General features: G+C 74.8%; 21 protein-coding genes. 5 read left to right on the plus strand and 16 right to left on the minus strand.

Translation table 11 applies throughout. The annotated features are described in order from the left end of the window. The first annotated feature begins 115 nt into the window (after positions 1–115). On the plus strand, positions 116–1,198 hold the full coding sequence (gene disA, locus AB0J00_RS18710; protein WP_357747629.1) for a DNA integrity scanning diadenylate cyclase DisA: 1,083 nt from the start codon (positions 116–118) through the stop codon (positions 1,196–1,198). A 10-nt stretch (positions 1,199–1,208) separates the two neighbouring features. Here disA and AB0J00_RS18715 read toward each other — a convergent pair whose 3' ends face one another. Together AB0J00_RS18715 and AB0J00_RS18720 are read right to left on the minus strand one after the other, a co-directional pair. After that, entirely contained in the window at positions 1,209–1,673 is a 465-nt protein-coding gene (locus tag AB0J00_RS18715; RefSeq protein WP_357747632.1) for a hypothetical protein, read from the minus strand. Next, positions 1,670–2,326, minus strand: a complete 657-nt coding sequence (locus AB0J00_RS18720; protein ID WP_357747635.1) for a MucR family transcriptional regulator — start codon at positions 2,324–2,326, stop codon at positions 1,670–1,672. The genes AB0J00_RS18715 and AB0J00_RS18720 overlap by 4 nt, the downstream gene beginning before the upstream one ends. 85 nt (positions 2,327–2,411) lie before the next feature. Between AB0J00_RS18720 and AB0J00_RS18725 the strand changes: the two genes are divergently transcribed. Further along, positions 2,412–3,302, plus strand: coding sequence for an A/G-specific adenine glycosylase (locus AB0J00_RS18725; RefSeq protein WP_357747638.1), 891 nt, complete (start codon positions 2,412–2,414; stop codon positions 3,300–3,302). Here the strand turns inward: AB0J00_RS18725 and AB0J00_RS18730 are convergent, their stop codons facing one another. The 10 genes from AB0J00_RS18730 to AB0J00_RS18775 form a co-directional block, all read right to left on the minus strand. Further along, positions 3,303–3,509, minus strand: coding sequence for a hypothetical protein (locus tag AB0J00_RS18730; protein WP_357747640.1), 207 nt, complete (start codon positions 3,507–3,509; stop codon positions 3,303–3,305). Positions 3,510–3,589: 80 nt separating this feature from the next. Then, positions 3,590–6,124, minus strand: a complete 2,535-nt coding sequence (locus AB0J00_RS18735; protein WP_357747643.1) for an ATP-dependent Clp protease ATP-binding subunit — start codon at positions 6,122–6,124, stop codon at positions 3,590–3,592. Positions 6,125–6,422: 298 nt separating this feature from the next. Beyond that, complete coding sequence (locus AB0J00_RS18740; protein WP_357747646.1) at positions 6,423–6,779, minus strand: Lsr2 family protein; 357 nt, start codon at positions 6,777–6,779, stop codon at positions 6,423–6,425. A 140-nt stretch (positions 6,780–6,919) separates the two neighbouring features. Beyond that, positions 6,920–8,425, minus strand: a complete 1,506-nt coding sequence (gene lysS, locus AB0J00_RS18745) for a lysine--tRNA ligase (RefSeq protein ID WP_357747648.1) — start codon at positions 8,423–8,425, stop codon at positions 6,920–6,922. Between the two features lie 36 nt (positions 8,426–8,461). Continuing rightward, positions 8,462–9,259 (minus strand): type III pantothenate kinase, encoded by a 798-nt coding sequence (locus AB0J00_RS18750; protein ID WP_357747651.1) that lies wholly within the window; start codon positions 9,257–9,259, stop codon positions 8,462–8,464. Positions 9,260–9,262: 3 nt separating this feature from the next. Beyond that, positions 9,263–10,195: a carboxylating nicotinate-nucleotide diphosphorylase gene (nadC, locus tag AB0J00_RS18755; RefSeq protein ID WP_357747653.1), complete on the minus strand. Its 933-nt coding sequence runs from the start codon at positions 10,193–10,195 to the stop codon at positions 9,263–9,265. Positions 10,196–10,265: 70 nt separating this feature from the next. Continuing rightward, complete coding sequence (locus AB0J00_RS18760; protein WP_357747654.1) at positions 10,266–11,915, minus strand: L-aspartate oxidase; 1,650 nt, start codon at positions 11,913–11,915, stop codon at positions 10,266–10,268. Further along, positions 11,912–12,337 carry an aspartate 1-decarboxylase gene (gene panD / locus AB0J00_RS18765; RefSeq protein ID WP_357747656.1) on the minus strand — a complete coding sequence of 142 codons (426 nt, stop codon included), beginning with the start codon at positions 12,335–12,337 and terminating at the stop codon, positions 11,912–11,914. Before panD ends, AB0J00_RS18760 begins: the two co-directional genes overlap by 4 nt. Further along, positions 12,334–13,176, minus strand: a complete 843-nt coding sequence (gene panC, locus AB0J00_RS18770) for a pantoate--beta-alanine ligase (protein ID WP_357747659.1) — start codon at positions 13,174–13,176, stop codon at positions 12,334–12,336. Before panC ends, panD begins: the two co-directional genes overlap by 4 nt. Continuing rightward, positions 13,173–14,120 (minus strand): DUF2520 domain-containing protein, encoded by a 948-nt coding sequence (locus AB0J00_RS18775; RefSeq protein ID WP_357747661.1) that lies wholly within the window; start codon positions 14,118–14,120, stop codon positions 13,173–13,175. The genes panC and AB0J00_RS18775 overlap by 4 nt, the downstream gene beginning before the upstream one ends. Before the next feature lie 303 nt (positions 14,121–14,423). Here AB0J00_RS18775 and AB0J00_RS18780 point away from each other — a divergent pair, with 303 nt between their 5' ends. Next, a complete protein-coding gene (locus AB0J00_RS18780) occupies positions 14,424–15,179 on the plus strand; it encodes an SDR family oxidoreductase (RefSeq protein ID WP_357747664.1) in 756 nt (251 codons plus the stop codon). 19 nt (positions 15,180–15,198) lie between these two features. Here AB0J00_RS18780 and AB0J00_RS18785 read toward each other — a convergent pair whose 3' ends face one another. Next, on the minus strand, positions 15,199–16,851 hold the full coding sequence (locus AB0J00_RS18785) for a DUF6779 domain-containing protein (RefSeq protein WP_357747667.1): 1,653 nt from the start codon (positions 16,849–16,851) through the stop codon (positions 15,199–15,201). A gap of 180 nt (positions 16,852–17,031) precedes the next feature. Here AB0J00_RS18785 and AB0J00_RS18790 point away from each other — a divergent pair, with 180 nt between their 5' ends. Then, on the plus strand, positions 17,032–17,640 hold the full coding sequence (locus AB0J00_RS18790) for a DUF1684 domain-containing protein (RefSeq protein ID WP_357747669.1): 609 nt from the start codon (positions 17,032–17,034) through the stop codon (positions 17,638–17,640). 52 nt (positions 17,641–17,692) lie between these two features. On the opposite strand, the gene AB0J00_RS18795 is transcribed toward AB0J00_RS18790, so the two are convergent. The 3 genes from AB0J00_RS18795 to AB0J00_RS18805 form a co-directional block, all read right to left on the minus strand. Continuing rightward, positions 17,693–18,703, minus strand: coding sequence for a glycine betaine ABC transporter substrate-binding protein (locus tag AB0J00_RS18795; protein ID WP_357747671.1), 1,011 nt, complete (start codon positions 18,701–18,703; stop codon positions 17,693–17,695). Positions 18,704–18,844: 141 nt separating this feature from the next. Continuing rightward, complete coding sequence (locus tag AB0J00_RS18800; protein ID WP_357747673.1) at positions 18,845–19,579, minus strand: ABC transporter permease; 735 nt, start codon at positions 19,577–19,579, stop codon at positions 18,845–18,847. Continuing rightward, complete coding sequence (locus AB0J00_RS18805) at positions 19,576–20,247, minus strand: ABC transporter permease (RefSeq protein ID WP_357747675.1); 672 nt, start codon at positions 20,245–20,247, stop codon at positions 19,576–19,578. The genes AB0J00_RS18800 and AB0J00_RS18805 overlap by 4 nt, the downstream gene beginning before the upstream one ends. A gap of 47 nt (positions 20,248–20,294) precedes the next feature. Here AB0J00_RS18805 and AB0J00_RS18810 point away from each other — a divergent pair, with 47 nt between their 5' ends. After that, positions 20,295–21,482, plus strand: coding sequence for an ATP-binding cassette domain-containing protein (locus AB0J00_RS18810; protein ID WP_357747677.1), 1,188 nt, complete (start codon positions 20,295–20,297; stop codon positions 21,480–21,482). The last annotated feature ends 12 nt before the right edge of the window (positions 21,483–21,494 follow it).

Consider the following 21,494-nt stretch of genomic DNA (forward strand, 5'->3'; position numbering starts at 1 on the left):
CCCCACCGGCCCGTTCGCGGCAGGGGTCACACCCCACGGGCGACCCGAGGTGACCGCGGCCGGAGACCAGGCACGTAGAATCGGCCGCCGTACCGCCCGACCGTCAGGAGCGCTCGTGCCCCCCGCCGTGGACCCAGAGGCCGCACTGCGGGAACTGCTCGGTCGGATCGCCCCGGGAACGCCTCTGCGGGACGGCCTGGAGCGGATCCTCGCCGGCCGGACCGGTGCGCTCATCGTGCTCGGTTACGACCGGGTCGTCGAGTCCCTGTGCACCGGCGGCTTCGCCCTCGACGTCGCCCTGTCGGCCACCCGGCTGCGCGAGCTCGCCAAGATGGACGGCGCGGTCATCGTCTCCTACGACGGCACCCGGATCGTCCGCGCCGGCGTGCACCTGATGCCCGACCCGACGATCCCCACCGAGGAGTCGGGCACCCGGCACCGCACCGCGGAGCGGGTGGCCCTCCAGACCGACTTCCCGGTGATCTCGGTCAGCCAGTCGATGCACATCATCTCGGTGTACGTGGCCGGCCGCCGCTACACCCTCGAGCACCCGACCACCATCCTGGCGCGCGCCAACCAGGCCCTCGCGGCGCTCGAGCGGTACAAGCTGCGCCTGGACGAGGTGGCCAGCACCCTCTCGGCGCTGGAGATCGAGGACCTGGTCACCGTCCGCGACGCGATGAGCGTGGCGCAGCGGCTGGAGATGGTCCGCCGGATCGCCGACGAGATCGAGGGCTTCGTCGTCGAGCTGGGCACCGACGGCCGGCTGCTCGCCCTCCAGCTGGACGAGATGCTCGCCGGCGTCGAGGAGGACCGCGGACTGCTGGTCCGCGACTACCTGCCCAGCGGCCGGCGCGGCCGCTCCGGCGAGGAGGTGCTCGCCGACCTGCGCAACCTGTCGGCCACCGAGCTGCTCGACCTCTCCGCGGTCGCCCGCTGCTACGGGCTGCCCACCTCCCCTGACGCGCTGGACTCCCCGGTCAGCCCCCGCGGCTACCGCCTGCTGGCCCGGGTGCCCCGGCTGCCCGCCGGCATCATCGACCGGCTGGTCACCCACTTCGGCGGGCTGCAGAAGCTGCTGGCCGCCACCATCGAGGACCTGCTCGCCGTCGAGGGCGTCGGCGAGGCCCGCGCTCGCGGCATCCGCGAGGGGCTGTCCCGGCTGGCCGAGACCTCGATCCTCGACCGCTACAGCTGACCCTCCCCCGTCACGGCCGCGCCGGGCGCCAGCGGGCAGCCAGCACCAGCGTCCCGACGAAGCCGGCCACGGCCAGCACGCCCAGCGCCGCAGCGACCACCGCCAGCCAGGTGGGCGCCGCACCCTCGCCGCGGAACACCCGGGTGGCCAGCGCGGCGACCACACCCGCCGTCCACGCGGCGGTCGACACGTCCGAGCCCGCCCGGGCCCGCACCACCGCCGGGTCGTCGGCCACCTGCGGATCGGCCCAGGCGCGGCGCAGGAACCCCAGCCCCACCAGGGCACCGGCGAACGCGGCCAGCAGCAGCGCCGCGAGGACGCCGTCCCTCCTCCCGTGCACGACCGGCCAGGCCACCAGAGCGGCACCGGCGCAGCCGACCGCCGTCCAGCCCAGCACCAGACCGGTGCGGCGCCAGGCCCGCAGCGTCCGCGGCCCGACCGGCTCGGGGCCGGTGCGGGGCGCCCCTCCGGTCACGTCAGGGTGAGCCGGGCGTCGTCGGTGGTCTTGGTGTCCAACCGGCCGCGGAGCACGTAGTCGCCGGGCCCCGGGGTGGCGGGGTCCGCGGCGCAGCCGGGCTCGCTGGTGCGCCCGGGCCACTCCACGGTGACGGTCACCGCCTCGCCCGGGGCGAGGGTGCGGGTGTCGCTGCCCGCCCCGGGCCGGCAGTCGTTGCTGCCCCACACCCGGGCGCCGGAGCCGTCCAGGAGCACGACCTCCTGCAGCTGCGCGTCCAGCGCCCGGGTGCAGGCGTCCGGCGAGGTGTTCGTGACGACCAGCTGCACGGGCACCGGCGTGCCCGTCGCCGCGCTCGGCGCCCCCGGGCGCACCTCGAGCCCGATCATGTCGTCGGCGCACGGCCCGGCGTCGGCTGCGTCCGGAACCGCCGCGGGCGGCGGATCGGTGTCCGGCAGCCGGACGGCGGCCGGCGAGGGCAGCACCTGCTCCAGGGCCGGCGGCCCGGCGTCGGGGCGCTGGACGGCCGCCCGGGCCGTCCCCGCGTCGTTCCCGGCGAGCAGTGCCGCGCCCACCCACGAGCCGCCGCCGACCAGGGCGACGAGCAGCGTCAGCACCAGCACCCGGCGCCGCCAGTAGACGGCGGAGGGCAGCGGGCCGACCGGGTGCAGCACGCCGCGACGCTACCGCCCCGCCCGGCCTGTCGCGGGCTGACCGGGGCGCGGCCCCCGCCGGCACGGCAGGGCACACTCGGTCCCCGTGAGCAGTGCAGCCGCGCAGGTCGGGGAGCCCGTCGGCGAGACGATCGTCGACTGGTACGCCGACGCCGCGCGCGACCTCCCGTGGCGGGCGCCGGACACCGACCCGTGGGCGGTGCTGGTCAGCGAGGTGATGCTCCAGCAGACCCCCGTGAGCCGCGTGGAGCCCGTGTGGCGGGACTGGACGGCCCGCTGGCCCACCCCGGCCGCCCTGGCGGCCGTGAGCCCGGCGGAGGTGATCCGGGCGTGGGGCAAGCTCGGCTACCCGCGCCGGGCGCTGCGGCTGCGCGAGGCCGCGGTCGCGATCACCGAGCGGCACGGCGGCCGGGTGCCCGCCGACGTCGCCGAGCTGGAGGCGCTGCCGGGCGTCGGCACCTACACCGCCCGGGCGGTGGCCTGCTTCGGCCACGGCCAGCGGCAGCCGGTCGTCGACACCAACGTGCGGCGGGTCGTCGCCCGGCTGGTGCACGGCCGCGCGGAGGCCGCGCCGGCCCGGGCCACCGACCTGACCGACATCGCCGCGCTGGCGCCGGTCGACGACGCCCGCGCGGTGCGCTTCTCGGTGGCGGTCATGGAGCTCGGTGCGCTGGTGTGCGTGGCCGGCACCCCGCGCTGCCCCGCCTGCCCGGTGCGCGACCGGTGCGCGTGGCGGCTGGCCGGCTCCCCGGCGCACGACGGCCCGCCGCGCCGGGTGCAGAAGTTCGCCGGCACCGACCGTCAGGTGCGCGGCCGGCTGCTGGACGTGCTGCGCGCAGCACCCGGTCCGGTGCCCGCGGTCGCGCTGGAGCCGGCCTGGGGCGACGCGGCCCAGCGCGCCCGGTGCCTGGACTCGCTGCTGGTCGACGGGCTGGTCGTGCAGACCGAGGACGGCCGCTTCTCGCTGCCGGACTGATCACCTGCGGCGGGGCGGGGTCAGGTCGCGGAAGGTCATCAGCCACCCCGCCACGGCCAGCACCAGGGCGAGCAGCAGGAGCACGACGCGCACCGCGGCCGGCCAGCTGCCGGCATCGGCCACCAGCAGCGTGGCGCCCACCATCGCCACCAGGATCAGCAGGCCGCCGTAGACCGGCGTCCGTCTCGGGTGGTCGCCACGTGCCATGCCGCCCGTTGTACCCCCGACACGCCGCAGGAGCCGCCTCCCCGGAGGGAGACGGCCCCTGTGGTCGTCCTGGACTCAGGTCACTCGGCCTGGGCGGCCTGACCGTCGTCGTCACCGTCGGCACCGGAGAGCGCGACCGGCGGGGTGTCGGGCACCGCGATCGGCTTGGCCTCGCCGCGGAAGGTGAACTTCGCGTCGGTGCCCTCGCCCTCGATGTCCACCACCACGATCTGACCGCTGGTCAGCTCGCCGTAGAGGATCTTCTCGCTGAGCGCGTCCTCGATCTCGCGCTGGATGGTCCGCCGCAGCGGGCGGGCGCCCAGCACCGGGTCGAAGCCGCGGGCCGCGAGGACCTTCTTGGCGGCCTCGGTGACCTCGATCGCCATGTCCTTGTTCTTCAGCTGCGTCTCCACGCGGCCGAGCATGAGGTCCACGATGTGGATGATCTCGTTCTCGGTGAGCTGGTGGAACACGACGATGTCGTCGATGCGGTTGAGGAACTCCGGCCGGAAGTGCTGCTTGAGCTCCTCGTTGACCTTGAGCTTCATCCGCTCGTAGTTGCTCGTCGTGTCGTTCCCGGCCTGGAAGCCGAGGCCGACGGCCTTGGAGATGTCCCGCGTCCCGAGGTTCGTGGTCAGGATCAGGATCGTGTTCTTGAAGTCCACGATCCGGCCCTGGCCGTCGGTCAGCCGGCCGTCCTCCAGCACCTGCAGCAGCGTGTTGAAGACATCGGCGTGCGCCTTCTCGATCTCGTCGAAGAGGACCACCGAGAACGGCTTGCGCCGCACCTTCTCGGTCAGCTGGCCGCCCTCGTCGTACCCGACGTAGCCGGGAGGGGCACCGACGAGCCGCGACACGGTGAACTTGTCGTGGAACTCGCCCATGTCGATCTGGATGAGGGCGTCGTCCTCGCCGAAGAGGAACTGCGCGAGCGCCTTGGCCAGCTCGGTCTTACCGACACCCGAGGGGCCGGCGAAGATGAACGAGCCACCGGGGCGACGGGGGTCCTTGAGGCCCGCCCGCGTGCGCCGGATCGCCTGGCTGACGCTCTTGATGGCCTCTTCCTGGCCGATGATGCGCTTGTGGAGCTCGTCCTCCATGCGCAGGAGACGGGTGGTCTCCTCCTCGGTCAGCTTGAAGACGGGGATGCCGGTCCAGTTGGCCAGCACCTCGGCGATCTGCTCGTCGTCGACCTCGGCGACGACGTCCATGTCGCCGGCCTTCCACGCCTTCTCGCGCTCGGCCTTCTCGCCCAGCAGCTGCTTCTCCTTGTCGCGGAGGTTCGCCGCCTTCTCGAAGTCCTGGGCGTCGATCGCCGACTCCTTCTCCCGGCGGATGGCCGAGATCCGGTCGTCGAACTCGCGCAGGTCCGGCGGGGCGGTCATCCGCTTGATCCGCATCCGGGCACCGGCCTCGTCGATCAGGTCGATCGCCTTGTCCGGCAGGAAGCGGTCGGAGATGTACCGGTCGGCCAGCGTCGCGGCAGCGACGAGCGCGCTGTCGGTGATGCTGATCCGGTGGTGCGCCTCGTACCGGTCGCGCAGGCCCTTGAGGATCTCCACCGTGTGGGCGAGGGTCGGCTCGCTGACCTGGATGGGCTGGAAGCGGCGCTCGAGCGCGGCGTCCTTCTCCAGGTGCTTGCGGTACTCGTCCAGCGTGGTGGCGCCGATGGTCTGCAGCTCACCGCGGGCCAGCATCGGCTTGAGGATGCTGGCGGCGTCGATCGCGCCCTCCGCGGCACCCGCCCCGACGAGGGTGTGGATCTCGTCGATGAACAGGATGATGTCGCCGCGGGTGCGGATCTCCTTGAGGACCTTCTTCAGCCGCTCCTCGAAGTCACCGCGGTAGCGGGAACCGGCGACGAGGGCCCCGAGGTCCAGGGTGTAGAGCTGCTTGTCCTTCAGCGTCTCGGGCACCTCGCCCTTGACGATCGCCTGGGCCAGGCCCTCGACGGCGGCGGTCTTGCCGACGCCGGGCTCGCCGATCAGCACCGGGTTGTTCTTGGTGCGGCGGGACAGCACCTGCATGACCCGCTCGATCTCCTTGGCCCGGCCGATGACCGGGTCGAGCTTGCCGTCGCGGGCGGCCTGGGTCAGGTTGCGGCCGAACTGGTCGAGGACCAGCGAGGTCGACGGCGTGCCCTCGGCGGGGCCACCGGCGGCGGCCGGCTCCTTGCCCTGGTAGCCGGAGAGCAGCTGGATGACCTGCTGGCGGACGCGGTTGAGGTCGGCGCCGAGCTTCACCAGGACCTGGGCGGCGACGCCCTCGCCCTCGCGGATCAGACCGAGCAGGATGTGCTCGGTGCCGATGTAGTTGTGGCCGAGCTGCAGCGCCTCGCGCAGCGACAGCTCGAGCACCTTCTTGGCACGCGGGGTGAAGGGGATGTGGCCGGACGGGGCCTGCTGGCCCTGGCCGATGATCTCCTCGACCTGCTGGCGGACGCCCTCGAGCGAGATGCCCAGGGACTCGAGCGCCTTGGCGGCGACGCCCTCACCCTCGTGGATCAAGCCCAGGAGGATGTGCTCGGTGCCGATGTAGTTGTGGTTGAGCATCCGGGCCTCTTCCTGGGCCAGGACGACCACCCGACGGGCTCGGTCGGTGAACCGTTCGAACATCTGCTGCTTCTCCTCTGACCGGCTGGACCTGCTGTGCTCGGTCCCCCGCGAAGGGGACGGTGGACACCCGACGTTCGTCGGCGCGCTGGGCACCGGTCGCTCCACTGTAGTTCTCGCCACCGACCCGACGTCCAGACGAGGCCGTCGGACCGTGATCGGGGGCTCGATGGACACAACTGTCGTCCCACGAGCGCTGTTCCGCCGCTGCCGCGCCCCGGTTACGCCGACAGCGGACGCACGACGGCCCGGCACCCCACGTGGGGTGCCGGGCCGAGGTGACGTGCTGGGAGGTCGTGGTTCAGTGGGCGGCCTCGAAGGCCTCCACGACGCTGGCCGGGATGCGGCCGCGGTCGCTGACCTCGTGGCCGTTCTTGCGGGCCCACTCGCGGATCGCGCCGGCCTGCTCGCGGTCCATGCGGCCACCGCCGCCGGTCGCCCGGGACCGGCCGGCACCCGAGGCGCGGTTGCCGCCGCGGCCGCTCACCTTGCGGGCGGCCTGCACGTACTTGCCGAACGCGTCGCGCATCTGCTCGGCGTTCTTCTCCGACAGGTCGATCTCGTACGTCGTCCCGTCGAGCGCGAACGTCACGGTCTCGTCGGCGGGAATGCTGTCGTCGAGGTCGTCACTCAGGATCACCTGGACCTTGCGCGCCATTTAGTACCGTCTCCTGTTGCTCAGCCCCGTGCGAGTGGAATTCCCGCCGCGAACGGCGGATGCGGACATTCCATCACACCCGGGCACAATTGCGCTGCTCAACCTGCGGCAGATCCGTCAATTGCACCCGAATGGGCAGGTCATTGGTGGAGCGGTCGCACCAACGGGAACAGGATCGTCTCCCGGATGCCCAATCCGGTGAGCGTCATCATCAAGCGGTCGATGCCCATGCCGACACCGGCGGTGGGCGGCATGCCGTACTCGAGCGCCTCGAGGAAGTCCTCGTCGAGCACCATCGCCTCGGGGTCGCCGGCCGCGGCGAGCAACGCCTGCTGGGTGAACCGCTCCCGCTGCACCACGGGGTCGACCAGCTCCGAGTAGCCGGTGCCCCGCTCGATGCCGCCGATGTACAGGTCCCACTTCTCGGCCACCCCGGGGTCGGTGCGGTGCGCCCGGGTCAGCGGCGAGGTGTCCACCGGGTAGTCGATGACGAACGTCGGCGCCTGCAGGGAGTCCTGCACGAGCGCCTCGAACAGCTCCTCGACCACCTTGCCGGGCAGCCACGCGGGGTCGACGCCGACCTCGTGCTGCGCGGCGAGCTCGCGCAGCCGCTCGACGGGCGTCGCGGGGGTGACCTCCTCGCCCACGGCGTCGGACACCACGTCGTACAGCTTGACCTGCGGCCACACCCCGGAGAGGTCGACCTCGGTGCCGTCGTTGTGCCGCGCGACGTGGTCGCCGAACAGTGCGGCGCAGCATTCCTGGATGAGCTCGCGGGTGATGCGCGCGCCGTCCTGGTAATCGCCGTAGGCGGCGTAGAACTCAAGCATCGCGAACTCCGGCGAGTGCGAGGAGTCCGCACCCTCGTTGCGGAAGTTGCGGTTGACCTCGAACACCCGGTCCAGACCGCCGACGATGCAGCGCTTGAGGAACAACTCGGGTGCGATGCGCAGATAGAGGTCCAGGTCGAACGCGTTCATGTGCGTGCGGAACGGACGGGCGGCGGCACCGCCGTGCACGGTCTGCAGCATCGGCGTCTCGACCTCGAGGAAACCGCGTCCGGTCAGCCCGGTGCGCAGCGCGCTCATCATCGCGGCGCGCTGCTGCACCGTGCGGCGCGCCTCTTCCCGCACGATCAGGTCGACGTAGCGGCGGCGGACCCGCAGCTCCTCGCTCATCGGCTTGTGCGCCACCGGCAACGGGCGCAGCGACTTGGCGGTCAGCTGCCACGCGTCGGCGAACACCGACAGCTCACCGCGGCGCGAGGTGCCCACCTCGCCCTCGACGAAGACGTGGTCGCCCAGGTCGACGTCGGCCTTCCAGTCGGCCAGCCGCTGCTCGCCGACCCGGTCCAGGGAGAGCATGACCTGCAGCTCGGCGTCGCCCTCCCGCAGCGTGGCGAAGCACAGCTTGCCGGTGTTGCGCACGAAGATCACCCGGCCGGTGATGCCGACCCGCTCGCCGGTCATCACGTCCGGCTCCAGGTCGGGGTGCCCGGTGCGCACGTCGGTCAGCGACGCCGTGCGGGGCACGACCACCGGGTAGGGGTCGGTCCCGGCCTCGCGGAGCCGGTCGAGCTTGGCCCGCCGGACCCGCAGCTGCTCGGGGAGTTCGTCGTCCGGGGTGCCGGGGGTGTCCTCGTTCATCGGGTCAGAGGGTACGGCCGCGACGCCGGTCACCCGTCACCGCTGGTGGTTGCCGCCCTGGTGGCGCTCGAAGGCCAGCCGCAGGCCGTGCACGGTGAGGTCCGGGTCGCGCTCGCCGATCGACCGGCAGCTGTCGACCACCAGCCGGTGCAGCCCGCCGGTGGCGACCACGACCGGCGCGGCGCCGAACTGGCCGACCAGCTCCGCGGCGATCCGGGCGACCAGCCCGTCGACGAGGCCGGCGAAGCCGAGCACCAGCCCGGACTGCAGCGCGGCGACGGTGTTCTTGCCGATGGCCTGCGGCGGCACGGTCAGCTCGACCGAGCGCAGCTGGGCGGCGCGGGTGGCCAGCGCGTCCAGGCTGACCTCGACACCGGGGGCCAGCGCCCCGCCGAGGAACTGCCCGTCGGGCCCGACGGCGTCGACGTTGGTGGAGGTGCCGAAGTCCACGACCACGACCGGCCGGCCGGTGCCGTCGGGACGCCGTCCGTACCGCTCGTGCGCGGCGAGCGCGGTCACCACCCGGTCGGCGCCGACCTCCCGCGGGTTGTCGACGTGCAGCGGGACACCGGTGCGCACGCCCGGCCCGATGAGGGTGACCGGCACGGCGAGCCGGTCGAGCAGCTGGCGCAGCGAGGGCAGCAGCGCGGGCACCGTGGAGCAGGCGGCGACCCCGGTGACCTCGGTGTCGCGCAGCAGCCCGCGCCAGACGAACAGCAGCTCGTCGGCGGTGGCCCGGGGCGCGGTGGTGACCCGCCAGCAGTCGACCCGCCGGTCACCGTCGAAGGTCGCCAGCACCGTCTGGCTGTTGCCGACGTCGACCGCGAGCAGCACGGCTCAGCCCTCCCGCAGGTCCAGCGCGAGGTCCAGGATCGGCGAGGAGTGGGTGAGCCCGCCGACGGAGAGGAAGTCGACGCCGGTCTCCGCGACCTCGCGCGCGACGGCCAGGGTGAGCCCGCCGGTGGCCTCGAGCTCCACCCGGTCCCCGACCAGGGCGACGACCTCGCGCAGCTGGGCGGGGGGCATGTTGTCGCAGAGCAGGAAGTCCGCGCCCGCCTCGACGGCCTCGACGGCCTGCGCCGGGACGTCGACCTCCACCTGCACCGGCACCTGCGGCGCCCGCTCGCGCACCGCCGCGACGGCGGCGGCGACCGAGCCGGCGGCGGCCACGTGGTTGTCCTTGACCATGGCCACGTCGTAGAGGCCCATCCGCTTGTTCGACCCGCCGCCGCAGCGCACCGCGTACTTCTCCAGCGGCCGCAGGCCCGGCGTCGTCTTGCGGGTGTCCAGCACGGTCGCCCCGGTGCCGGCGATCGCGTCGGCCCAGGCGCGGGTGTGGGTGGCGATGCCGCTGGCCCGGCTGGCGATGTTCAGGGCGCTGCGCTCGGCGGCCAGCAGCGCCCGGACCGGCCCGCGGACGGTGAGCAGCACGTCGCCCCTCGCCACCCGGTCGCCGTCGGCGGCGACCGCGGTGATCGTCGCGCCCGGCGCCAGCCGGCGGAACACCCGGGCGGCGACCGGCAGGCCGGCGACCACGCCGTCGGCGCGGGCGACCAGGTCGGCGGTGCCGTACTGCGCGGGCGGGACGGTCGCGGCGCTGGTGACGTCGTAGCTGACCGCCAGCTCGGGCGAGCGGGGCAGCGGGGCGCCGCCGGTGAGGTCCTCGGTGAGGGTGCGCTCGACCAGCTCGTCGACCCACGCCTCGCCCAGCCCGGTGCCCGCCAGGTCGGTCGGGTCGGTCGGGTCGGTCGGGTCGGCCGCGTCGCTCACCAGGTCATGCCTCGCTCCGCTCGGTGGTTCGTTCCGCTCCTCGCTCGCCGGCGCTCGCTGCGATGCTCGCTCACCAGTGCACCTCCAGGGCCTGCCCGACCGGACGGCGGGACAGCTGCATCGTGCCGGTCGCGTCCATCCGCACGTCCAGGTGCACCCGCCACGCGTCGTCCGCCTCGGGGTGGTCCTCCCGCCAGTGGCAGCCGCGGGTCTCGGTGCGCGCCGTCGCGGCGGCGGTGAGCGCGGTCGCGACGGTGAGCAGGCCGGTGGCCTCCCACGCGGCCACCGCCGGGCGCACCGGGCCGTCGCCGGAGGTGAGCGCCGCCAGCTCCGCAGTCGCCCCGGCCAGCCCGGCGCCGCTGCGCAGCGCCCCGACCCGGGTCGACATCACGTCGGTCAGCCGGGGCCGGACGGCGGGGTCGGCGAGCCCCGGCACGCGCGGGTCGGCGACCGGGTCACCGTCGGGCACCGGCAGGTCGCGGGCCAGCGACTCCCCGATGCGGCCGGCGAACACCAGGCCCTCGAGCAGCGAGTTGGAGGCCAGCCGGTTCGCGCCGTGCACGCCGGTGCAGGCGACCTCGCCGCAGGCGTAGAGGCCGGGCACGGTCGTGCGGCCGGCCAGGTCGGTGGCCAGCCCACCGGAGGCGTAGTGCGCGGCGGGGGTGACCGGCACCAGGTCGGTGACCGGGTCGGTGCCGGCCTCCCGGCAGCGGGCGACGATGGTCGGGAACCGCTCCGCCAGCCCGGGCACGCCCCGGGCGTCGAGCCAGACGTGGTCCACGCCGTCGCGCAGCTGGACCCGGGTGATGGCCTTGGCGACGACGTCGCGCGGGGCGAGGTCGGCCAGCTCGTGCACGCCGGTCATGAACCGCTGCCCGGCGCCGTCGAGCAGCACCGCCCCCTCGCCGCGCAGCGCCTCGGACACCAGCGGCTGCTGCCCGCGGGCCGCCGGGCCCAGGTAGAGGGCCGTCGGGTGGAACTGGACGAACTCCAGGTCGGTGGCCACCGCACCGGCGCGCAGGCCGAGCGCGACGCCGTCGCCGGTGGAGACCGAGGGGTTGGTGGTGGCCGCGTACACCTGGCCCATGCCGCCGGTGGCGAGCACGACGGCGCGGGCGCGCACCGCGCCGACGCCGTCGGCGCTCCCCTCCCCCAGCACGTGCAGCGTCACACCGGCGGCGCGGCCGGCGGCGTCGGTGAGCAGGTCGAGCACCATCGCGTGCTCCACCAGGGTGATGCCCGGGTCGGCGGCGACCGCCTGCACCAGCGCCCGCTGCACCTCGACCCCGGTGGCGTCGCCGCCGGCGTGCACGATCCGGTCGGTGGAGTGCCCGCCCTCGCGGGTGAGCAGCAGCCGGCCGGCCGGGTCGCGGTCGAACGCGGCACCCCAGCTGATCAGCTGGTGCAGCCGCTGCGGGCCCTCGGTGACCAGCGCGTGCACGGCCGCCGCCTCGCACAGGCCGACGCCGGCCACCTCGGTGTCCCGGGCGTGCGCGGCCGGGGTGTCGGTGGCCGACAGGACGGCGGCGATCCCGCCCTGCGCCCACCGGGTCGACCCGTCGTCCACCCGGACCTTGGTGACCACGGCGACCGACAGCCCGGCCGCGCGGGCGTGCAGCGCGACGCAGAGGCCGGCGACCCCGGAGCCGACGACGACCACGTCGGCGGCGAGCTCCCAGCCCGGCGCGGGCGCGGCCAGCCGGGCCGGGAGACGCGTCAACGGACCGGGACGCCGAGCGGGCTGCGCTGCTGGTCGCCGTCCCCCGGCACCGGCGCGGACGGGTCGGCACCGAGCTCCACCACCCGGTTCGCGGCGTCCACGTGCACGACCCTGGGCAGGTAGGACTTGGCCTCGGTCTCGTCCATCAGCCCGTAGCTGATCAGGATGACCAGGTCGCCGGGGTGCACCAGGTGCGCGGCGGCACCGTTGATGCCGATCACGCCGGTGCCCCGCTCGCCCGGGATCACGTAGGTCTCCAGCCGGGCACCGTTGGTGACGTCGACGATGGCGACCTGCTCACCGGGCAGCAGGTCCGCGGCGTCCAGCAGGTCCTCGTCGATCGTCACCGAGCCCACGTAGTGCAGGTCGGCCTGGGTGACCGTCGCCCGGTGGATCTTGGACTTGAGCATGGTGCGCATCATCGGTTCGTCAGCTCCACAGCGGTGTTGTCGATCAGCCGGGTCGTGCCGGCGCGGGCGGCGACCAGCAGCCGGGCGGGCCCGGTCCGCGGCGCGAGCCCCAGGTCGGGATCGGTGAGCTCGAGGTAGTCGGGCACCAGGTCCGGTGCGCCGGCGAGCACCGCCGCGGCGGCCTCGAGCACCGCGGCCGGGCCCTCCGCCCCGGCGGCGGCACCGGCGCGCAGCGCGGCCGAGAGGGTGGCGGCGCTGGCCCGCAGTTCCGGTGTCAGGTAGCGGTTGCGGGAGGACAGCGCCATCCCGTCGTCCTCGCGGACGGTGGGGACGCCGACCACCTCCACGCCCAGCGCCAGCTCGCGGGCCATCGCCCGGATGAGGGTCAGCTGCTGGTAGTCCTTCTCACCGAAGACGGCCACGTCCGGGCGGACCAGGCCGAACAGCTTCGCGACGACGGTGAGCACGCCGGCGAAGTGCCCCGGCCGCACCGCCCCCTCCAGCACCGAGCCCAGCGGCCCGGGCTGCACGGTCACCCCGAGCGCGCCGGGCGGGTAGACCTCCGCGACCGGCGGGTGGAAGACGACGTCGGCGCCCTCCTCGGCCAGCGCGGCGAGGTCGGCGTCCCAGGTGCGCGGGTACCGGTCGAAGTCCTCCCCCGGGCCGAACTGGGTCGGGTTGACGAAGACGGAGACGACGACGCTGCCGCCCCGCGCCCGCGCGGCGCGGACCAGCGTGCGGTGGCCCTCGTGCAGGGCACCCATGGTCGGTACCAGCACGACCGGGCCGGACAGGTCGGCGCGGAGCTCCGCCAGCTCCGCCGTGGTCTCGGCGACCGCGGGCACGCTCATCGGGCGGCCTCCTCGGGGGAACCGTCGAGCAGCTCGAGCAGGGGCGCGCCGTCGTGCCGCTTGAGCCGGCCGGCGGCCAGGGCGCGCTCGGTGGTGCGGCGGGCCAGCGCCGTGTAGGCGGCGACGGAGTCCGGGGCGCGCTCGGTGAGGGTCTGCAGGTGGTCGCGCACCGTGCCGACGTCCCCGCGGCTGACCGGCCCGGTGAGCCCGCGGTCGCCCCGGCGCAGGCCGTTGTCCAGCGCGGCGGTCAGCAGCGGCGCGAGCACCCGGTCGGGGCTGTCGACGCCGGCCGCGCGCAGCAGGTCGGCGGCCTCGGCGACGAGGGTGACCAGGTGGTTCGCGCCGGTGACCAGCGCGGCGTGGTAGAGCCGCCGGTCCTCCTCGGCGATCCAGAACGGCTCGCCGCCCATCTCGAGCACCAGCGTCTCGGCGACCGGGCGGTGCTCGGGCCGGCTGGTCACGCCGAACGGCGCGTGCACCAGCCGGTCGGCGTCCTCGGGGGCACCGGTGAAGGTCATCGCCGGGTGCAGCGCGAGCGTCAGCACGCCGGCCCGCTCGGCCGGCGCCAGGACGGCGAGGCCGTGCGCGCCGGAGGTGTGGAAGGTGAGCTGCCCGCGGCGCCACGCGCCGGTCTCGGCGAGCCCGGAGACCAGCCCGGCGAGCACGTCGTCGGGCACGGCGAGGACGACGAGGTCGCTGGCGGCGACGACCTCGTCGGCCGGCAGCAGCGGGACGCCGGGCAGCAGCCGGGCGGCGCGCTCGGCGGACTCGCGGGAGACGCCGGCGGCGGCGACCACGTCGTGGCCGGCGGCGGCCAGCGCGGCGCCGACGACGGCGCCGACACGGCCGGCGCCGATGACGCCGACGCGCAGCCGGGCGGGGGCGTCGGCGGCCGGGGCCAGCCCGGACGGGCGCGGGTGAGCGCGGAAGGGACGAGCGGACATCCCGGTGCACCTCTCGTTCCAGTCCCTCGCGGGTACCGGACTCGGGTCGCGGTGGCGACCCACGTCGTCGTGGGCCGGTGGAGCGGGTCGTGCTGGGACCTGCGGTGGCGTGCCGCCTGCTGCAACCACCGACCGGTGTGTCACGCGGGTGCCACGTCGCTGTCGAGTGTGGGACGGCGGGCGAGCCGATGCCAAGCCGCCGCACTGTGGGCTGGCTCACCCGGGTGGGCACACGGCGCCCGCGGCGTCCGGTTACGTTGCTCGCCAGCCGGCGATGCGGCCGGCGACGAGCGGAGGAGCACGGTGAGCAGCTTCGAGGGACGCACCGCGCTGGTGACCGGCGCGAGCCGGGGCATCGGCCTGGCCATCGCCCAGGCCCTGGTCGACCGGGGGGCGCGGGTGGTGGTCACCGCCCGCAAGCCCGACGCCCTGGCCGCGGCGGTCGAGCAGCTGGGCGGGCCGGGCAAGGCGGTCGCCGTGGCGGGCAACGCCGGCGACGCCGAGCACCGCGCCGAGGCGGTGCGCACCGCGATCGACACCTTCGGCAGCCTCGACGTGCTCGTCGGCAACGTGGGGATCAACCCGGTCTACGGCCCGCTGATGGACGCCCCGCTCGACGCCGTCCGCAAGATCCTCGACACCAACGTCGTGGCCAGCCTCGGGCTGGTGCAGGAGGCGTGGCGGGGGTGGATGGCCGAGCACGGTGGCTCGGTGCTGATCGTCGCCTCGGTGGCCGGGCTGCGCTCCAGCGAGGGCATCGCCGCCTACGGGGTGAGCAAGGCGGCGCTGGTCAACCTGACCACCCAGCTGGCCGTGGAGCTCGGGCCGACGGTGCGGGTGAACGCCGTCGCACCGGCGGTGGTGAAGACGAAGTTCGCCGAGGCGCTGTTCACCGGCCGCGAGGAGCAGGTCGCGGCGCAGTACCCGGCCGGCCGGCTGGGCGTGCCCGAGGACATCGGCTCCGCCGCCGCCTACCTGCTGTCCGACGAGGCCGGCTGGGTCACCGGCCAGACGCTGGTGCTGGACGGCGGGGCGCTCGCCCGGGGCCCGATCGGCTGACGGACCCCGTCCCGCCCCGCTACTGCTGACCGAGCACGCGGGCGAGGACGTCGTCCTGGCCGGCGTCCTCGTCGCGGTAGCGGCGGCGCCGGCGACCGGTCGGCGCCGGCCGCGGCTCGTTCTGCGCCAGGATCTCGGCCAGCCGGGCGGAGCCGGCCGCCTCGTCGTCGTCGGCCCGGTGGTGGCTGCCGGCGGACGGCGCGGTCGCCGCGGTGCCCGACCAGTCGCTGCTGCTGGACCAGGCGCTGCTGCTGGACCAGGCGCTGCTCGACCACTCCCCGGCCGACCAGGACGGTGACGCGGGGGCCGGGGTCGGCTCGGCGTCGGCCCACGAGGAGCCGGTCGACCAGAGCGGGTCCGCGGCCGGTGCCACGGACGGGATCGGGTCCGACGACCAGGAGCTCGCCGTCCAGGACGGGGTCTCCTCGGCGCGCGGGGTCTCCTCGGTGGCCGAGCCCAGCCGGTACGGGGTGAGGTCCAGGCCGACCGCTGTCTCGGGGGCGGCGTGGCTGCGGCGCGGCCGCTGCGGCGCCACCGGCCCGTCGTCCGGCTCGGCGGCCCGGCGGTGCCGGCGCGGCGCGGCGGGGGCCGCCGTCCCGGCAGCCGCCCACGGGGTCGGCAGCGGCGCGGGCTCCTCGACCGGCGGCAGCGGCGCGGCGGGCGGGGTCGGTGCCGCGTCGACCAGCGACTGCTCGCTGAGCCACTCCAGCGGCGACTTCGGGCGCGACTCGACCCACGGCTCGACGACCGACTGCTGCACCAGCCACTGCAGCGGCGTCGGGGTCGGCTGGTCGGCCGGCTCGGGCGCCGGCTCGGCGCCGACGGCGGGCTGCGCGACGGTGACCGGCTCGGCAGCAGCCCGGGTGACCGGCGGGACGGGCGGGCGCGCCTGCGGCGCCGGGACGGGCACCGGCGGCTGCACCGCGGTCGCCGGCGGGACGGCCGGCCTCGCACCCGCGACGGCCGGACGGGCCTCGACGGCGGGCAGCACCCGGTCGATGCGGGTCTGGTCCCACTGCTCGGGCCACTGGTCGCTCTCGATGCGGCTGGTCTCCCACATCCGGGTGACCGGCCCCTCCACGACGCGGGTGCTGTCGTCGCGGTCGGCGGGCAACCGCACCGACTGGGCCCGCATGACCATCCGTTCCACCATGAGCTCCCCCGAACGCTGATCGGTCAGTTCGGCGCGGATGCGCCCCAGGTCCTCGCGCAGGCTCCCCAGCCCGGACAGCTCCGCCCGCAGCTGGGTGAGCGCGGTGATCTCGGCGCGCAGCTGGGCCAGGTCGGCCAGCCCGTCGCGCAGCTGGGAGACCCCGCCGGTGTCGCCGGCGGCGCCGGCCAGCACGGCGAGGTCCCTGCGCAGCTGGACGAGCTCCTCGCGCATGCCCTGCTCGCTCTCCCGGCGCAGCTCGTTCTCCACCGCGAGGTCGGCGGCCCGGCGGGCGGCGGCCTCGCGCTGCAGGTCCAGCTCGTGGGCGTGCCGCAGGGCCAGCTCGCGGCGCTCGGCGGCCAGCCGGTCGTTGCGGCGTCCGGCCACGACGAAGACACCCACGACCGCGGCCCAGCAGACCGCGAGCAGCCCCACGCGCAGCTGCACGGGGTTGTCGGTGGCGAGCACGACGACGGTGGCGACCAGGGCCAGCACACCGGCGGCGACGGGCCCGACGGGCACCCGGCCGGACGCGGCGGACGGGGTCCGCCGGGCCGTGCTGCGAGGGTGCTCCCGGCCGTTGACCATGCGCCGACCTTACGGCCGGACCATCCCGCATCCCGGGCATCTGCGGGGAGCGCCTGGGGCGGTCTGCCGCCCGTGGGACGGATGGGGTGGCAGAGGTGGTGCAGGGTGGACCGCGTGACCCTCTCACTGCTGAGCTGGCGCCGTTCGGTGGCCGAGCTGTACGCCGCCGTCCGGTCCGACGACGACCCCGCGGACGGCTGGCGCCGCTGGCGGGCCGGTCGGGACTCCCTGATCGCCGAGCACCCCGACTCGCCGCTGGCCGACGCCGCCCGGGCCCGGTTCGGCGGGGTGCCCGTGGCGCCCTACGACCCCGCGCTGCGGTTCGTCGCTGCGGTCGACACCGACGTCCCGCCCGAGCGCCGCGAGGTGCCCACGGCCGCGGACGGCGTCGTGGTGATGGACCGGATCGGCCGGGTGACCCTGGGCGACCTTGGCCGGCTCGACGTCTGGTGGATCGCCGGGTACGGCGGCGGGGTGTTCCTGCCGCTGCGCGACGGCAGCGCGGGTCGGGGCACCTACGGCGGCGGGCGCTACCTGCTGGACAGCATCAAGGGCGCGGACCTCGGTGGGGACGCCGGCCGGCTGGTGGTCGACCTCAACTTCGCCTACCACCCCTCCTGCGCCTACGACCCGCGGTGGACCTGCCCGCTGGCGCCGGAGGGCAACGTCCTCGACGCCGCCGTCCCCGCGGGCGAGCAGCTCCCGCCCGGCGGCTGGTACTGAACACGACGGAGGCCCGTTCCCCGGCTGGGGAACGGGCCTCCGTCGTGTGCGGCTACTGCTTGGCGAGGGCGCCGTCGGAGCTGAAGACCAGGCCGATCGAGGCCTTGCCCTGCTGCAGCGCGGCCTTGGTCAGCGGACCACCGGCGTCGGTGCTGGAGAAGCTGGCGAACTCCAGGCCGTAGGTCTGCTCCAGGCCCGGCTGGCAGAACGGCCGGGTCGGGCACTCGGTCGGGCCGGCGAGCACCAGCGAGCCGTCGCTGCACTTCTGGCCCAGCTCCGACAGCGTCGTGACGCCGACCTTGTCGGCGAACGCCTTGGTGACGGCGAACGCGTTCTGGTCGGCCGCCTTCGACGGGGTGCCGACGGCCAGGCCCTTCGACTGGGCCAGCGGGGTGAGCGCGGCGAACGTCTTGTCGACGTCACCGGAGGCCACCTGCCGGTTGTCGTCACCGTCGAGGAACTCGGTGAGCGTGGAGAGGTACTCCGGCACGACCTGGATCTCGCCGCTCTCCAGCGCCTGCAGGTAGAGCTCGCGGTTGCCCACGGTCTGCACGGAGGCGTCGAAGCCGGCCGCCTTGAGGGTGTCGGCGAAGACGTTCGCCAGCACGGTCGACTCGGTGAAGTTGCTGCCGCCGACGACGACCTTCCCGCTGCCGCCGGACTGCCCCGAGTCCAGCTTCTTGGACTTCACGTAGTCCGCCGCCACGTCAGCGGCGTTCTTGCGCTGCACGTCGACGTCGGCGTTCATCTGCACCAGGTCGTCGGTGGTGAGCACCGCCGACACCTTGTCCAGGGTGCTGATCAGCGCCGGGTTGCCCGACGCCGCGGCGCCGTTGACGGCCGGCAGCACGTTGTCGGCGTTCTGCAGGTTCTTGTCGTCCTGGAGGACGACGAGCTGGTCACCCTTGACCGGCGCGCAGGTGGCGCCGGCCGACGAGCCGGACCCGGAGCCGCCGGCGGCGCTGTCGCCGCCGGTGCCCGAGGAACCGGACTCCCCGCAGGCGGCGGTCGCGAGGGCCGCGGCGAGGACGAGTGGGGTGAACAACCGGGCACGCATGCGCATGGCTCCGCCTTCTGTGTCCCGTGGCGCCCCCTGGTGGACTGCCACGCGTGTCTGGCGGGGGTGACCCGCGTCGGTCACTGAACCCTCCGGAAGGCTGGCAAGCAACCCGGTCGCGCACCTGTTCCCGGGTCGTGGCCTCCGTTACGCGTCTGTGACCCGAGCCGCCACCAGGTCGACCGGCTCGAGCCGTGCGGGCCGGACCCGGCGCCACGGCAGCCGCTTCTCCCCCGGCGTCAGCGCCCAGGCCAGCACGGCCAGCACCAGCTCGGTGAGCACGGCCAGCGCCGCGACCAGGATCGCGCCGGCGACCACCACCCCGTAGTCCTGCTGGCCGAACCCGAGGTTGATCAGCTCGCCCAGCCCGCCGCCGGCGACCAGCGCGGCGAGGGTGGCCGTGGCGACCACCTGGACGGCCGCCGTCCGGATGCCGGTCATCAGCAGCGGCGCCGCCGCGGGGAGCTCCGCCTTGACCACCACCTGCCGGGCGTTCATGCCCATCGCGCGGGAGGCCTCGACCAGGTCGCGGTCGACGCCGCGGAAGCCGACGTAGGTGTTGGTCAGCACCGGCGGCAGCGCGAACAGGGCGAGCGCGATGGTGGTCGCCGTCTGCCCGAAGCCGATCGGGGTGACCGCGAAGACGGTGAGCAGCGCCAGCGTCGGGACGGCGCGGGAGACGTTGGCCAGCCCGATCACGAAGCCGCCGCCCCGGCCGGTGTGGCCCAGCAGCACGCCCAGCGGCACGGCCACGACGACGGCGGCGGCGACGGCCAGCCCGGAGATCTCCAGGTGCTGGCCGAGCAGGTCGGCGATGCCGCCGGGCCGCGACCAGTTGAACGGGTCGTTGAGGTAGACGACCGCGTCGCCGAGGGCGCTCACGCCCGCCCCCGCGTCCACGGGGTCAGCGACCGCTCGACCCCCGCCAGCACCAGGTCGGCGACCAGCGCGAGCAGCACGCAGCCGACGGCGCCGGTGACGATCTCGGCGCGGTAGAAGTTCGCGTTGAAACCGCCGGTGATCAGCTGGCCGAGCCCGCCGTGCCCGACGATCACGCCGACGGTGACCAGCGCGACCGTCGAGACGGTGGCGATCCGCAGGCCGGCCATGAACGACGGCAGCGCCAGCGGCAGCTCGACCTGCCAGAAGAGCCGGGCCGGGCCGTAGCCCAGCCCGCGGGCGGCCTCCCGCACGTCCTCGGGCACCGACTGGAGGCCGGCGAGGAAGTTCCGCACCAGGATCACCAGCGAGTACAGCACCAGGCCGACGAGCACGGTGGTCGTCGACAGCCCGGTGAAGGGGGCGACGAACGCGAACATCGCCAGCGACGGGATCGTGTAGACCAGCGTCGACAGGGCGAGGACCGGGCCGGCGAGGTAGCGGCTGCGCCGCGCCAGCAGGGCCAGCGGCAGCGCGATCACCGCCCCGAGCACGACGGCGAGCACCGTGAGCCGCACGTGCTCACCGGTGAGGTGCACGATGGTGCTCCAGTTGTCGGACACGTAGGAGGAGCTGAACCAGGGGTTCGGCGCCGCATCGACCGCGAGCACACTGCTCGTCGCGCCTAGCACCGGGCGCCTGCCAGGAAGGCCACGACGTGGACGCTACTGCTCCCACCGCCGGTTCCGCTGCCAGCCCGTCCGCCGAGGAGATCCGGCTCGAGGGGATCAGCAAGGTCTACCCCGACGGCACGGTCGCCGTCCGGGAGCTGGACCTGACCTTCGCCGCGGGCGAGCTGACCGTGCTGGTCGGCCCCTCCGGCTGCGGGAAGACGACGACGATGAAGATGATCAACCGGATCATCGAGCCGTCGACCGGCCGGATCCTGCTCGGCGGCGAGGACGTCACCCGGGTGCCCGCCGAGCAGCTGCGCCGGCGGATCGGCTACGTCATCCAGAGCATCGGGCTGTTCCCCCACCAGACCGTGCGGCGGAACGTGGCGACGGTGCCCCGGCTGCTGGGCTGGGACCGGCGGCGGACCACCGAGCGGGTCGACGAGCTGCTGGACCTGGTGGGCCTGGACCCGGCGACGTTCGGCGACCGCTACCCGCACCAGCTGTCCGGCGGTCAGCGGCAGCGCGCGGGGGTGGCCCGGGCGCTGGCCGCCGACCCGTCGGTGCTGCTGATGGACGAGCCGTTCTCCGCCGTCGACCCGATCGTGCGGGAGCGGCTGCAGTCGGAGTTCCTGCGGCTGCAGGACGCCGTCCGCAAGACCATCGTGTTCGTCACCCACGACATCGAGGAGGCCGTGCGGCTCGGCGACCGGATCGCGGTGATGAGCGAGGGCGGGACGATCGAGCAGTTCGCTCCCCCGGCCGAGCTGCTCGGGTCGCCGGCGACCCCGTTCGTCGCCGACTTCGTGGGCGCCGACCGCGGCCTCAAGCGGCTCGCGGTGACCGGCATCGACACCCACGACCTGGAGCACCCGCCGGTCGTCCACGAGGACGACGGGCTGGCCGATGCCCGCGCCGTCCTGGCCGCCAGCGGCGCCCGGTGGGCCGTGGTGCTCGACGGCGACCAGGCGCTGCGCGGCTGGATCTCCGCCGAGCGCGCCGCCGGCAGCGGCACGGTGCGCGACGCCGCCCGGCGGATGGAGGCGTGGGTGCCGACCGGCGCGAGCCTGAAGACGGCGTTCTCGACGATGCTGCAGCTCGAGGCCGGCTGGGTGGCGGTGCTGGACGGCGACCGGTTCTGCGGCGTGCTGACGCCGGAGTCGCTGCACCGGGCGCTGCGCCGCTCGGTGGAGGGCACCGAGCCCGAGACCGCCGGCGCCGCCCTCGCCTGACCCTGCCGACGG

The organism is Modestobacter sp. NPDC049651, assembly GCF_040659695.1.
Classification (GTDB): domain Bacteria; phylum Actinomycetota; class Actinomycetes; order Mycobacteriales; family Geodermatophilaceae; genus Modestobacter.

Bases quoted from the DNA above. Each gene is read 5' to 3' on its own strand.
- AB0J00_RS18730 (WP_357747640.1), bottom strand. From the start codon at position 3,509: ATGGCACGTGGCGACCACCCGAGACGGACGCCGGTCTACGGCGGCCTG.
- AB0J00_RS18735 (WP_357747643.1), bottom strand. From the start codon at position 6,124: ATGTTCGAACGGTTCACCGACCGAGCCCGTCGGGTGGTCGTCCTGGCC.
- AB0J00_RS18740 (WP_357747646.1), bottom strand. From the start codon at position 6,779: ATGGCGCGCAAGGTCCAGGTGATCCTGAGTGACGACCTCGACGACAGC.
- lysS (WP_357747648.1), bottom strand. From the start codon at position 8,425: ATGAACGAGGACACCCCCGGCACCCCGGACGACGAACTCCCCGAGCAG.
- panD (WP_357747656.1), bottom strand. From the start codon at position 12,337: ATGATGCGCACCATGCTCAAGTCCAAGATCCACCGGGCGACGGTCACC.
- panC (WP_357747659.1), bottom strand. From the start codon at position 13,176: ATGAGCGTGCCCGCGGTCGCCGAGACCACGGCGGAGCTGGCGGAGCTC.
- AB0J00_RS18775 (WP_357747661.1), bottom strand. From the start codon at position 14,120: ATGTCCGCTCGTCCCTTCCGCGCTCACCCGCGCCCGTCCGGGCTGGCC.
- AB0J00_RS18795 (WP_357747671.1), bottom strand. From the start codon at position 18,703: ATGCGCATGCGTGCCCGGTTGTTCACCCCACTCGTCCTCGCCGCGGCC.